This is a genomic window from Telluria sp. RT2P19 (assembly GCF_059685725.1).
Genome location: NZ_JCASIL010000014.1, coordinates 116,178 through 129,541, shown reverse-complemented (window position 1 = coordinate 129,541; position 13,364 = coordinate 116,178). Strand labels below are relative to the sequence as shown.

The window sequence follows — 13,364 nt, the reverse complement described above, 5'->3', positions numbered from 1 at the left end:
ACCATGGAGCGCCGCACTTTCCTGAAAACCGGCGCCGCCCTCGGCGCCCTCGCCCTCGCGCCCGCCGCGCGCGCCGACGAGGCCACCTACCGCAGCTTCCACGCCGCCATGGCGCGCGACCCGTCGCTGGCGGTGTACGCCAACCAGGCGGGCAGCCAGGAAGGCGACGCCGTGATCAAGGGCCGCCTGCCGCGCGACCTGCGCGGCACCTTCTACCGCAATGGTCCGGGCCGCTTCGAGCTTGGCGGCGAACGCTATCACCACTGGTTCGACGGCGACGGCTTCGCCCAGGCCTGGACCGTCGCCGACGGCCAGGTGCGCCACCGGGGCCGCTTCGTCGAGACCCTGCGCTACCGCGACGAAAGCGCGGCCGGCCAGTTCCTGTATCCCGCCTTCGGCACCCTCGTCACGCGCCGGGGCGTGCGCGACAACGACACCATGAACGCCGCCAACACGAATCTGCTGCCCCATGACGGGCGCTTGTATGCGCTGTGGGAAGGCGGTTCGGCCACCGAACTGGACCCGGCCACGCTGGCGACGCGTGGCGTAAAAACCTGGAGCGACGAGTTGCGCGCGATGCCGTTCTCGGCGCATCCCAAGCTCGATCCGCAGGGCGGCATGTGGAACTTCGGCACGCTGCCCGGCGCCAACCGGCTGGCGCTGTACCAGATCGGCGCCCGGGGCCAGGTGCTGCGCACCGCCCTGCTGCCGGTGCCGCGGCTGGCGATGGTGCATGACTTCGTGGTCAGCGGCAAACACCTGGTCTTCGTCGTGCCGCCCTACGACCTGAAGCAGGATTTTTCCCTGAGCTTGGCCGAGCGCCACGCCTGGAATGACGCGCGTCCGGCGCGGGTGATCGTGGTGGCGAAGGACACGCTGGCCTTGCGCCAGGTGTTCGAACTGCCGCCGCAGATGGTGTACCACTTCGGAAACGCCTGGGAAGACGGCGACTGTACCCGCTTCGACATGGTGCTGCACGAGGGCGATGCACTGGCCGCAGTGGGCACGGTGATGGCCGGCCGGCACACGCCGCCGCGCAGCAGCACGGTGCAGGTCACGCTCGACTATGCCAGCGGCCAGGCGCGCGCGAATCGCCTGTTCGGCACCAGCGAATTCCCGCGCGTGATGCCGCAGGTGGCGATGGCGCGCCACCGCCGCCTGGCCCTGCTGGGCAGCAGCGGCGCGTCGCCCGACCTCAGGCTCGACAGCGTGAACCTGGTCGATACCGATAGCGGCAAGGTCGATGGCTACGCCTTCGGCGCCGGCTGGCAGGCCGAGGAACACGTGCTGGTCCCGCGCCGCAACGCGCGTTCGGAAACCGATGGCTACCTGGTCGGCGTGGCCCAGGACCTGCGCCGCAGGCAGACAGTCATGACGGTGTTCGACGCCGCGGGCGTCAAGGACGGGCCGGTGGCGCTCGCGCGACTTGCCTATCGCGCGCCGCACTGCTTTCATGGTAATTTCTTAATAGCATGAGTAACCTGATATGACGATCGCGACCCCGCCCCTGGCGCGCAGGCGCGGCCATCCACTGGAACTGTTCCCGGTCTTCCGGCGCTGGCCGCGCTCGACCCTGCGCGACCTGCTGTATACCACGCTGTGGAATACCCTGATCGCGCTGGGGATCTCGGTGGCCTTGAGCACCTTCGGCAACTGGCGCGCCTCGTTCCTCACCCTGTTCGGCTACAGCCTGCTGGCGTCGCAATGCGTCGGCTTTCCGATCCATGGCGCGCTGCGTGTGCTGGAGCAAGTGGTGCCGCCGTCCACCAGCCGGCTCAATGCGCGCCTCCTAGACCTGGCCGCGATCGTGCTGTGCGCCGCCTTCGGCATCGCCGTCTCGGGCGCCATCCTGCGCGGCACCTTGCCCACCCTGGATACCGGCGCGATCGGCGAACAACTGGCCTTCGGCCTGGTGATCGGCGTGGCCATCCTGGCGGTGCTGGTCGCCGGCGAGCGCCGCATCGAACGCCAGACCCTGGAGGCGCGCCGGCAGGAACAGATGGCGACCACCGCACGGCTGCTGGCCGAAGCCCGGCTGCGCGCGCTGCAGGCCCAGATCGAGCCGCACTTCCTGTACAACACGCTGGCCAACGTGGTCAGCCTGATCGATACCCAGCCGGCCCAGGCACGGCGCATGCTGGAAAGTTTCATCGATTACCTGCGCGCCAGCCTGGCCGCCAGCCGCGCCGGCAGCGCCACGCTCGGCGCGGAGCTGGACCTGGCGGCGAGCTACCTCGACGTGCTGGGCGTGCGCATGGGCCAACGCCTGCGCTGGAAGATCGAGGCGGATAACGCCTGCCGCGCCTTGCCCGTTGCACCGATGCTGATCCAGCCGCTCCTGGAAAACGCCGTGATGCATGGGCTGGAGCCGAAGGTGGACGGCGGCGGGATCGTGCTGCGCGCCGATATCGACGACGGCATGCTGCGCATCGAAGTGCGCGACAGCGGGCGCGGGCTCGTGGCCGCGCCGCCGCGGCCCGGCGGCGGCGTCGGCCTGTCCAACCTGCGCGAGCGCGTGCGCCAGCTGCACGGGCCAGGCGCGCGCCTGGAACTGCTCGACAACCCTGGCGGCGGCGTGGTCGCGCGCCTGCTGCTTCCCCTTTCACAGACCGAGGTGACATCATCGACCGCTGCCTTGCCCTGATCGCCGACGACGAACCCCATTTGCTCGACTACCTGGCGGCCCAGCTGCGCGACGCCTGGCCCGGGCTCGAGATCGCCCGCGCACCGAACGGCATCGAAGCACTGCGCCTGATCGACGAGCTGGCGCCGCGGGTGGTGTTTTTGGATATCCAGATGCCTGGCTTGACCGGCATCGACCTGGCGGCGCGGCTGTGCGCCGGCGGCAACGCGCCGCACGTCGTGTTCACCACCGCGCACGAGCACTACGCGGCCCAGGCTTTCGAGCACGAGGCGTTCGATTACCTGCTCAAGCCGGTTCGCCAGGAACGGCTGGCGCGTACGGTGGAGCGATTACGCGCGGCCCTGCAGGCGCCCTCCCCGGCGCCCGCGGTGCCGGCCGATGCGCTGCAGGCGCTGCTGCGCCAGCTGGGGGCTGGCGTTCCAGCGGCGCCAGTCGCGCCGGCGCCGCTGCAATGGATCCGCGCGGCGGCGGGCCAGGAGACGCGCCTGATCGCGGTGGAAGAAGTGATCTACTTCCAGAGCAACGACAAGTACACCAGCGTGTTCCTGCCGGATGGCGAGAGCCTGATCCGCACGCCGCTGCGGCAGTTGAAGGAGCAGCTCGATCCGCAGCAGTTCTGGCAGATCCACCGCGGGGTGATCGTGGCGGCGCGCCACGTGGCCGGCACGCGCACCGATTTCCGCGGGCGGCTGCATGTGAAGCTCAAGGGGCGGGCGGAGCAGCTGGTCGTCAGCCGCAACTTCATGGATGTGTTCAGGCAGATGTGACCGGTCGCGTGATCGACCACGTCGGCCTGTTCTCTCGGCAGCCCCAAAACGTCGTCCCCGCGAAAGCAGGGACCCAAGTTGATTTGCCCGGCCACTTGGTCATTCGACAGTGGTCTGCACAAGACTTGGGTCCCCGCCTGCGCGGGGACGACGTGCGACAGCTATTGGCTGACGCTCAGCGCCCAGCCATACTTGCCGATCAACGCTTGCGCGGCGGTGGCAAGTCGGTGCAGACGCCTTCGTAGGCCTCCGCCGCCATGCCGATCGACTCGCCCAGGGTCGGGTGCGGGTGGATGGTCTTGCCGATGTCCACGCCGTCCGCGCCCATCTCGATCGCCAGCGCGATCTCGCCGATCATGTCGCCGGCATTGGTGCCGACGATGGTGCCGCCGACAATGCGATGGGTCTCGGCATCGAACAGCAGCTTGGTGAAGCCCTCGTCGCGGCCGTTGGCGACCGCGCGACCGGAGGCGTTCCACGGGAAGTGGCCCTTCTCGACCTTGATGCCTTTCTGCTTGGCTTCTTCCTCGGTGAGGCCGACCCATGCCACTTCAGGATCGGTGTACGCCACCGACGGGATCACCTTGGCGTCGAAGTGGGTCTTCTTGTCCAGCGCCGCCTCGGCCGCGACATGCGCTTCGTGCACCGCCTTGTGCGCCAGCATCGGCTGGCCCACCAGGTCGCCGATGGCGAAGATGTGCGGCACATTGGTGCGCATCTGGCTGTCCACGCCGATGAAACCGCGATCGGTCACCGCCACGCCGGCCTTGTCGGCGGCGATCTTCTTGCCGTTCGGGCTGCGGCCCACGGCCACCAGCACCAGGTCGTACAGCTGCGGTTCCGGCGAAGCGGCGCCCGCTTCGGCCGCCTCGAACGTGACCTTGATCCCTTCCGGCAGCGCTTCCACGCCGACGGTCTTCGTCTTGGTCATGATGTTGTCGAAGCGGTGGGCGTTGAACTTCTGCCAGACCTTGACCGCCTCGCGATCGGCGCCCTGCATCAGGCCATCCATCATCTCGACCACGTCGATGCGCGCACCCAGCGACGAGTACACGGTCGCCATTTCCAGGCCGATGATGCCGCCGCCGATGACCAGCATCTTCTTCGGCACCTGGCGCAGCTCAAGCGCGCCGGTCGAATCGACGATGCGTGGATCTTCCGGCACGAACGGCAACTTGACGACCGACGAACCGGCGGCGATGATCGCCTTCTTGAAGGCGACGACCTTCCTGGCGCCGTCGGGGCCGGTGACCTCGATGTGGTTCGGGCTCAGGAACTGGCCCACGCCCTGCACCACATTGACCTTGCGCGCCTTGGCCATGAAGGCCAGGCCGCCGGTCATCTTCTTGATCACGCCGTCCTTGTGCGCGCGCAGCTTGTCGATGTCGACTTGCGGCTTCTCGAACGCCACGCCCAGGTCGGCCATGTGCGCGGTTTCATCCATGATATGCGCCACATGCAGCAGCGCCTTCGATGGGATGCAACCCACGTTCAGGCACACGCCGCCCAGGGCCGCGTACTTCTCGACCAGCACGGTGTTCATGCCCAGGTCGGCGGCGCGGAAAGCGGCCGAATAGCCGCCGGGGCCGGCGCCCAGCACCATCATCTCGCATTCGATATCGACCTGGCCGCTGTAGCTCGATGCGCTCGGCGCCGGCGCGGCGTCCTTCTGCGCGGCCGGCGCCGGATGGGCCGGCGCGTACGAATCGGTTGGGCCGGCGGCGGCGGTCGGCGCCACGGCCTGCGCGCCGATCTGGGCGGCTGGCTTCTCGGCTGGCTTGTCGGCAGGCTTCTCGGCAGCCGGCGCGGCAGCGCCGGCGCCCGATTCCTCGAGGTTCAAGAGCAGCGTGCCTTCGTTGATCTTGTCGCCAACCTTGACCGCGATGTCCTTGACGACGCCGGCGTGGGTCGACGGGATTTCCATGCTGGCCTTGTCCGATTCGACGGTGATCAGGGACTGGTCGACCTTGATCGTGTCGCCGGCCTTGACCATCAGCTCGATCACTTCGACGTCCTTGAAGTCGCCGATGTTCGGGACTTTCACTTCAACAGTGCTCATCAGTGCGCTCCAATCACAGAAGGGTCTTGCGCAGGTCGGCCAGCACTTCGCCCAGGTACGCGGCGAAGCGCGCGGCGCCGGCGCCATCGATCACGCGGTGGTCGTACGACAGCGACATCGGCAGCATCAGGCGCGGCTGGAAAGCCGAACCGTCCCACACCGGTTTCATCGCCGACTTGGACAGGCCCAGGATCGCCAGCTCGGGAGCATTGATGATCGGCGTGAAGTTGGTGCCGCCGATGCCGCCCAGCGACGAGATGGTGAAGGTCGCACCCTGCATCGCGGTCGGCGGCAGCTTGCCGTCACGCGCCAGGCCCGACAATTCGCCCATTTCGGTCGCGATCTGCGAGATGGTCTTCTTGTCGGCATCCTTCACGACCGGGACCACCAGGCCGTTCGGGGTGTCGGCCGCGAAGCCGATGTTGTAGTACTGCTTGGTGATCAGGGCCGCGCCGTCTTCCGACAGCGACGCATTAAATTGCGGGAACTTCTTCAGTGCGGCGACGCTCGCCTTGATCACGAAGGCCAGCATGGTCAGCTTGACAGTCGATTTCTGCTTGGCCAGCGCGGCGTTCGAATCGACGCGGAACTGTTCCAGGTCGGTCACGTCGGCTTCGTCGAAGTGCGTCACGTGCGGGATCATGACCCAGTTGCGATGCAGGTTCGGGCCCGAGATCTTCTTGATGCGCGACAGCGGCACGGTTTCGGTCGGACCGAATTTCGAGAAATCGAGCGACGGCCATGGCAGCAGGTTGATGCCGCCGATGCCGGCGCCAGCGCCGCCCGCAGCTGCAGGCGCCGCGGCCGGCGCAGCCATCACGCCCTTGACGAAGTTCTGCACGTCCTGCTGGGTGATGCGGCCCTTCGGACCCGAACCGGGCACGCGGCCCAGGTCGACGCCCAGTTCGCGTGCGAACTTGCGGATCGATGGCGAGGCGTGGGCTTTCGAGCCGGTGACGCCTGGCGCCGCGGCTGGCGCAGGAGCGGCGGCAGGTGCCGGCGCCGATGCCTGCGCCGGTGCGGCGGCAGGTGCTGGAGCAGCTGCGGCAGGTGCAGGTGCAGCGGTTGCCGCAGCAGCAGCGGCAGGTGCGCCAGCAGCCGCTTCCACGACCAGCACCAGCGAACCCTTGGCGACCTTGTCGCCGACCTTCACTTTCAATTCCTTGACCACGCCGGCATGGCTCGACGGGATCTCCATGCTGGCCTTGTCCGATTCGACCGTGATCAGGGACTGGTCGACCTTGATCGTGTCGCCGACCTTGACCATCAGTTCGATGACTTCGACTTCCTTGAAGTCGCCGATATCCGGCACGGTCACGTCGACCGGGCCACCCGACGCTGCAGGCGCGGCAGCCGCTGGCGCCTCGGCCGGTTTTTCGGCCGGCTTGTCGGCGGCGGCCGGGGCGGCCGCAGGCGCAGCGGCGGGCGCAGCGGCGGCGCCGCCGGCTTCCTCGAGCAGCAGCACCAGCGAACCTTCGGCAACCTTGTCGCCGACCTTGATCTTGATTTCCTTGACGACACCGGCATGGCTCGATGGGATTTCCATGCTCGCCTTGTCGGATTCGACGGTCACCAGCGACTGGTCGACCTTGATGGTGTCGCCCGGCTTGACCATCAGCTCGATGACTTCCACTTCCTTGAAGTCGCCGATATCGGGGACTTTGACTTCCACAACGCTCATAGTGTTAGCTCCGTTATTTTTCGTTGGCTTGGAAACCGCCGCCCCCCGCGCAGGCGAGGACCCGAGTTGCCGGCGCAGCCGATACATGTTCTGTAATGGTAGCGCACAAGAACCTGGATCCCCGCCGGCCCGGGGCGACGGGTCACCAGAGCATTACTGGGTCACCGGATTCGGCTTGTTCTGGTCGATGCCGTACTTGGCGATCGCCTGCGAAACGATGGCGCGGTCGATCTTGCCTTCGTCGGCCAGGGCGCGCAGCGCGGCGACCGTGACGTAGTAGCGGTTCACCTCGAAGAACTCGCGCAGCTTGACGCGCGAATCCGAGCGGCCGAAGCCGTCGGTGCCCAGCACTTTATAGCTGCGGTCCTTCGGCATGAAGGCGCGGATCTGCTCGGCGAACATGCGCATGTAGTCGGTGGTCGCGACGATCGGACCGCTGGTGTTCTGCAGCAGCGAAGTCACGTACGGCACGCGCTGCGGCAGTTCCGGGTTGACCATGTTCCAGCGCTCGGCATCCTGGCCGTCACGCGCCAGCAGGGTCAGCGACGGCGCCGACCACACGTCGGCATCGACGCCCCAGTCGTTCTTCAGCAGTTCGGCGGCGAAGATCGACTCGCGCAGGATGGTGCCGCAGCCGATCAGCTGCACGCGCGGCGCCGGCGTGGCGCTGTCGATGCCGGCACCTTCCTGCAGCAGGTACATGCCCTTCAGGATGCCCTCTTCCTGGCCCGGCTTCAGGCCAGGATGGGAGTAGTTCTCGTTCATGATGGTGATGTAGTAGAACACGTCTTCCTGTTCTTCCACCATCCGGCGCAGGCCGTCCTGGATGATGACGGCGACTTCGTGGCCGAAGGTCGGGTCATACGGCAGGCAGTTCGGCACGGTCGCGGCGATCACGTGGCTGTGGCCATCCTCGTGCTGCAGGCCTTCGCCGTTCAGCGTCGTGCGGCCGGCGGTGCCGCCCATCAGGAAGCCGCGCGCACGGATGTCGCCGGCCAGCCAGACCAGGTCGCCCACGCGCTGCATGCCGAACATCGAGTAGAAGGTGTAGAACGGGATCATCGTGCGGTTGTTCGACGAGTACGAGGTCGCCGCGGCGATCCACGAACTCATGCCGCCCGCTTCATTGATGCCTTCCTGCAGGATCTGGCCTGCCTTGTCTTCACGGTAGTACATCACCTGGTCGCGATCGACCGGCTCGTACAACTGGCCTTGCTGGTTGAAGATGCCGATCTGGCGGAACAGGCCTTCCATGCCGAAGGTACGCGATTCGTCGACCAGGATCGGCACGATGCGCTGGCCGATGCTTTCGTCCTTCAGCAGGCTGGTGATCACGCGCACATAGGACTGGGTGGTCGAGATCTCGCGGCCTTCCGGGGTCGCATCCAGCACGCCCTTGAAGGTTTCCAGCTTCGGCACCACCAGCTGCTCGTCAGCCTTCTCGCGACGCTGCGGCAGGTAGCCGCCCAGTGCCTTGCGGCGCTCGTGCAGGTACACCATCTCGGGCGCGTCGTCGGCCGGCTTGAAGAACGGGATGTCGGCCAGCTTGTCGTCCGGGATGGCGATGTTGAAGCGGTCGCGCATGTCGCGGATCGCCTGGTCATCGAGCTTCTTGGTCTGGTGGGCGGTGTTGCGCGCCTCGCCCGACTTGCCCATGCCGAAACCCTTGACGGTCTTCACCAGCAGCACGGTCGGGGTGCCTTTGTTTTCTTGCGCGTTCTTGAACGCAGCGTAGATCTTGTGCGGGTCGTGGCCGCCGCGGGTCAGGCGCCAGATGTCGTCGTCGCTCATCTTCGAGACCATCTCGAGCAGCTTGGGATGCTTGCCGAAGAAGTGCTTGCGCACGTAGGCGCCGTCCTTGGCCTTGTAGTTCTGGTATTCGCCGTCGACGGTTTCCATCATGACGCGCTGCAGGATGCCATCCTTGTCCTGGGCCAGCAGCGGATCCCACTGCGAGCCCCAGATGACCTTGACGACATTCCAGCCGGCGCCGCGGAAATCGGCTTCAAGTTCCTGGATGATCTTGCCGTTGCCGCGCACCGGACCGTCCAGGCGCTGCAGGTTGCAGTTGACGACCATGACCAGGTTGTCGAGCCGCTCGCGCGCGGCCATGCCGATCGCGCCCATCGATTCCGGCTCGTCCATCTCGCCGTCGCCGCAGAAGACCCAGACCTTGCGGTTGTCGGTCTTGGCGATGCCGCGCGCGTGCAGGTACTTCAGGAAGCGCGCCTGGTAGATCGCCATCAGCGGGCCCAGGCCCATCGACACGGTCGGGAACTGCCAGAAATCCGGCATCAGTTTCGGGTGCGGGTACGACGACAGGCCATTGCCGTCGACTTCGCGGCGGAAGTTCAGCAGCTGGTCTTCGGAAAGGCGGCCTTCGAGGAAGGCGCGTGCGTAGATGCCCGGCGAGGAGTGGCCCTGGATGTACAGCAGGTCGCCGCCATGGTCTTCGGTCGGGGCGTGCCAGAAGTGGTTGAAGCCGGTGCCCAGCATGTTCGCCAGCGAGGCGAAGGACGAGATGTGGCCGCCCAGGTCGCCGTCGGCGCGATTGGCCTTGACGACCATCGCCATCGCGTTCCAGCGCATCCACGAGCGCAGGCGCTCTTCGTATTCGAGGTTGCCCGGCGAATTCTGGTTCAGGTGGGCCGGGATGGTGTTCACGTAGGCGGTGTTGCTCGAGAACGGAACATGGGCGCCGCGACGGCGCGCCAGGTCGACCAGGCGCTCCATCAGGTAATGGGCGCGTTCGGTCCCTTCATGTTCGATCACCGCTTCCAGCGCATCGAGCCATTCGCGGGTCTCGATCGCGTCCGGATCATTGGCGGCTTGCGCGGTCAACTGGTCGAGTTGAGCTGACATGTCATGCGTCTCCTAGAGTGGTGCGCCCCGTCCCGATCCCTGCGCAGGCTGGCGGCGTTTGGTGAAATTTCAGACTATCTTTTAGATAAACCAATGGATTCTACCAGTGGATTTTGGCATTTTCAAATTACGGTATGCTATTTCATAATATGAAACGACATGCTGCAAGTGCACATTTTTTATAGGGCAACTATCAACTTTCGATCAACGATCATCCTATACTGAAGCGTCCGCCAGACGGCGAAAAACGGCGGATTTATATGCTGAAGGAAGGAGATTGGACGGGCCCGCCGTATAATTCGTGTTTTGCCCAGCGACGAGCCTTCACCATGCCTGCACAACTGATCGACGGAGTTCTCCTTTCCAAACAACTGCGCGAAGACATCGCCGCGCGCGCCGCCAAACTCACCGCCGCCGGCAAGCAGCCCGGCCTGGCCGTGATCCTGGTCGGCGAAGACCCGGCCAGCCAGGTCTACGTGCGCAACAAGGTGAAGGCCTGCGGTGACGTCGGCTTCCATTCGGTGCTCGAGAAGTACGACGCCGACCTGCCAGAGTCCGCCCTGCTCGATCGCATCGCGGCATTGAACGTCGACCCGGCCATCCATGGCATCCTGGTGCAGATGCCGCTGCCGAAGCACATCGACCCGTCGAAGGTGATCGAGGCCATCTCGACCGCCAAGGACGTGGACGGCTACTCGGTGCTGTCGGCCGGCGAACTGATGACCGGCCTGGAAGGCTTCCGTCCCTGCACTCCCTATGGCTGCATGAAACTGATCGAAACCACCGGCATCGACCTGCGCGGCAAGCACGCCGTCGTGATCGGCCGCAGCAACACCGTCGGCAAACCAATGGGCATGTTGCTCTTGCAAGCCAACGCCACCGTGACCATATGCCATAGCGCAACCGCGGACCTGGGCTACCACACCCGCCAGGCCGACGTGATCGTGGCCGCCGTCGGCCGCCGCAATACCCTGACCGCCGACATGGTCAAGCCGGGCGCGGTCGTGATCGACGTCGGCATGAACCGCGACGACGCCGGCAAACTGTGTGGCGACGTCGACTTCGAGGGGGTGAACGAAGTGGCCGCTCACATCACGCCGGTGCCGGGTGGCGTGGGTCCGATGACGATTACGATGCTGTTGCAGAACACGGTGGAGTCGGCCGAGCGCGAACTGGCGAAGCAGCGCTGATGCCTGCCCTGTCGGGGAACGGGCGTTCGGCGAATACCGATTAACGAATCTGGAAGGACTATGATGACGCTAGATGCAAGCAATCCCCTCCTCGACTTTTCGGGCCTGCCGCGCTTCGACGCGATCAAGCCCGAGCACGTCACGCCCGCCATCGAGCAACTGATCGCGCAAGCGAACGCCGTGGTGGCCCAACTCGAAGCCCCGGTCGACGACGTGACCTGGGACACGCTGGCCCCGCTCGACGACGCCAGCGAACGCCTGGGCCGCGCGTGGGGCGTGGTCGGCCACCTGAACCACGTGGTGGACACGCCCGAACTGCGCGCCACCTATAACGAGAACCAGCCGAAAGTCGTGGAATTCTCCACCGCCATCGGCCAGAACGAAGCGCTGTTCGCCAAGTACAAGCAGCTGCGCAACGGCCCCCACTGGGACAGCCTCAATCCTGTCCGCCAGCGCATCGTCGAGAACGCGTTGCGCGACTTCCGCCTCGGCGGCGCCGAACTGCCTGACGATAAAAAACCGCGCTTCGCCGAAATCCAGGAGCAGCAGTCGCAACTGTCGACGCGCTTTTCTGAAAACGTGCTGGACGCGACCAACGACTATAAACTGGTGGTCGAAGACGAATCGGAACTCGCCGGCCTGCCCGACGACGTGAAGGCCGCCGCCAGGGCCGCCGCCGAGCGCGATGGCAAGACCGGCTGGCTGTTTACGCTGCATTTCCCGTCCTACTTCCCGGTGCTGCAATTCGCCGACAACCGCGCGCTGCGCGAACAGATCTACCGCGCCAGCGCCACCAAGGCGTCGGACGCCGGCGTCATGTTCACCGAGGTCGAGAAGTGGGACAACTCGTCGAACATCGTCAACCTGCTCAAGCTGCGCAACGAAGAAGCGCGCCTGCTCGACTACGGCAGCTTCGCCGACGTCTCGCTGGTGGCCAAGATGGCGCAGAGCCCGCAGCACGTCATCGAATTCCTCGAAGACCTGGCGCGCCGCGCGCGCCCCTATGCCGAGAAAGACCTCCAGGAGCTGCGCGAATTCGCGCACACGGAACTGGGCATCACCGACCTGCAATCCTGGGACGTCACCTACGCCTCGGAAAAGCTGCGCGAGAAGCGTTATGCCTTCTCGGCGCAGGAAGTGAAGGAATACTTCCCCGAACATAAGGTGATCGAAGGCCTGTTCGGGGTGATCCGCCAGTTGTTCGAGGCCGATGTCATCCCCGAGGAAGCGCCCGTGTGGCACCCGGACGTGCGTTTCTACCGCATCGAGCGCAACGGCCAACTGGTCGGCCAGTTCTACCTCGACCCGTATGCGCGCGCCGGCAAGGCGCAAGGCGCCTGGATGAACGATGCGCGCGGGCGCCGCCTGCTCAGCGACGGCGCCGTGCAGACCCCGGTCGCCTACCTGGTCTGCAATTTCACGCCGCCGGCGATGGTCGATGGCGTGCTGCAGCCTTCGCTGTTCACGCACGACGAAGTGACCACCCTGTTCCATGAATTCGGCCACGGCCTGCACCACATGCTGACCGAAGTCGAGGAACTGTCGGTGGCCGGCATCTCGGGCGTCGAATGGGATGCGGTGGAGTTGCCGTCGCAGTTCATGGAAAACTTCTGCTGGGAGTGGGACAAGCTGCAGCAGATGACGGCGCACTACAAGACCGGCGAACCGCTGCCGCGCGCGCTGTACGACAAGATGCTGGCGGCGAAGAACTTCCAGTCGGGGATGCAGACGCTGCGCCAGGTCGAGTTCTCGCTGATCGACATGCACCTGCACTACGACTTCGACCCGCATGGCCAGCAAGTACAGGAACTGGTCGACGACATCCGCCGCAACTTCGCCGTCATCACGCCGCCGTCGTTCAACCGTTTCCAGCATTCGTTCAGCCATATCTTCGCGGGCGGCTATGCGGCCGGCTACTACAGCTATAAATGGGCCGAGGTGCTGTCCGCCGACGCTTATGCGGCATTCGAGGAAGCGGTCGAAGGTGGCGCCGACCTGTTCGAAACCGGCCGCCGTTTCCAGCGCGAGATCCTGGCCGTGGGCGGTTCGCGTCCGGCGCTCGAATCGTTCAAGGCCTTCCGCGGCCGCGAACCGTCGATCGACGCCCTGCTGCGCCATAGCGGCATGAATGCCTGACGATGTATCGGGAGGGCCGCGGCCC

The 13,364-nt window shown here is 65.8% G+C and carries 8 protein-coding genes; 5 read left to right on the top strand and 3 right to left on the bottom strand.

The genetic code is table 11. The features are described 5' to 3' along the window. Positions 1 to 3: 3 nt before the first annotated feature. From AC56KW_RS17745 to AC56KW_RS17735, 3 genes are read left to right on the top strand one after another with little or no spacing between them, the layout of a single operon-like run. A complete protein-coding gene (locus AC56KW_RS17745; protein ID WP_497171997.1) occupies positions 4 to 1,476 on the top strand; it encodes a carotenoid oxygenase family protein in 1,473 nt (490 codons plus the stop codon). Positions 1,477 to 1,486: 10 nt separating this feature from the next. Then, complete coding sequence (locus tag AC56KW_RS17740; protein WP_497171996.1) at positions 1,487 to 2,644, top strand: sensor histidine kinase; 1,158 nt, start codon at positions 1,487 to 1,489, stop codon at positions 2,642 to 2,644. Between the two features lie 20 nt (positions 2,645 to 2,664). Then, entirely contained in the window at positions 2,665 to 3,411 is a 747-nt protein-coding gene (locus tag AC56KW_RS17735) for a LytR/AlgR family response regulator transcription factor (protein WP_497171995.1), read from the top strand. 199 nt (positions 3,412 to 3,610) lie between these two features. Here AC56KW_RS17735 and lpdA read toward each other — a convergent pair whose 3' ends face one another. The 3 genes from lpdA to aceE all read right to left on the bottom strand — a co-directional run bounded on the left by lpdA (position 3,611) and on the right by aceE (position 10,013). Next, positions 3,611 to 5,470 carry a dihydrolipoyl dehydrogenase gene (gene lpdA / locus AC56KW_RS17730; RefSeq protein ID WP_497171994.1) on the bottom strand — a complete coding sequence of 620 codons (1,860 nt, stop codon included), beginning with the start codon at positions 5,468 to 5,470 and terminating at the stop codon, positions 3,611 to 3,613. A 13-nt stretch (positions 5,471 to 5,483) separates the two neighbouring features. Further along, entirely contained in the window at positions 5,484 to 7,151 is a 1,668-nt protein-coding gene (gene aceF / locus AC56KW_RS17725; RefSeq protein ID WP_497171993.1) for a dihydrolipoyllysine-residue acetyltransferase, read from the bottom strand. A 153-nt stretch (positions 7,152 to 7,304) separates the two neighbouring features. Further along, complete coding sequence (gene aceE / locus AC56KW_RS17720; protein ID WP_497171992.1) at positions 7,305 to 10,013, bottom strand: pyruvate dehydrogenase (acetyl-transferring), homodimeric type; 2,709 nt, start codon at positions 10,011 to 10,013, stop codon at positions 7,305 to 7,307. A gap of 329 nt (positions 10,014 to 10,342) precedes the next feature. On the opposite strand from aceE, the gene folD reads away from it, so the two are divergent. Continuing rightward, positions 10,343 to 11,203: a bifunctional methylenetetrahydrofolate dehydrogenase/methenyltetrahydrofolate cyclohydrolase FolD gene (gene folD / locus AC56KW_RS17715; protein WP_497171991.1), complete on the top strand. Its 861-nt coding sequence runs from the start codon at positions 10,343 to 10,345 to the stop codon at positions 11,201 to 11,203. A 60-nt stretch (positions 11,204 to 11,263) separates the two neighbouring features. Continuing rightward, entirely contained in the window at positions 11,264 to 13,339 is a 2,076-nt protein-coding gene (locus AC56KW_RS17710; protein WP_497171990.1) for a M3 family metallopeptidase, read from the top strand. Positions 13,340 to 13,364: the final 25 nt, after the last annotated feature.

Bases quoted from the DNA above. Each gene is read 5' to 3' on its own strand.
- AC56KW_RS17745 (WP_497171997.1), top strand. From the start codon at position 4: ATGGAGCGCCGCACTTTCCTGAAAACCGGCGCCGCCCTCGGCGCCCTC.
- AC56KW_RS17740 (WP_497171996.1), top strand. From the start codon at position 1,487: ATGACGATCGCGACCCCGCCCCTGGCGCGCAGGCGCGGCCATCCACTG.
- lpdA (WP_497171994.1), bottom strand. From the start codon at position 5,470: ATGAGCACTGTTGAAGTGAAAGTCCCGAACATCGGCGACTTCAAGGAC.
- aceF (WP_497171993.1), bottom strand. From the start codon at position 7,151: ATGAGCGTTGTGGAAGTCAAAGTCCCCGATATCGGCGACTTCAAGGAA.
- aceE (WP_497171992.1), bottom strand. From the start codon at position 10,013: ATGTCAGCTCAACTCGACCAGTTGACCGCGCAAGCCGCCAATGATCCG.
- folD (WP_497171991.1), top strand. From the start codon at position 10,343: ATGCCTGCACAACTGATCGACGGAGTTCTCCTTTCCAAACAACTGCGC.
- AC56KW_RS17710 (WP_497171990.1), top strand. From the start codon at position 11,264: ATGATGACGCTAGATGCAAGCAATCCCCTCCTCGACTTTTCGGGCCTG.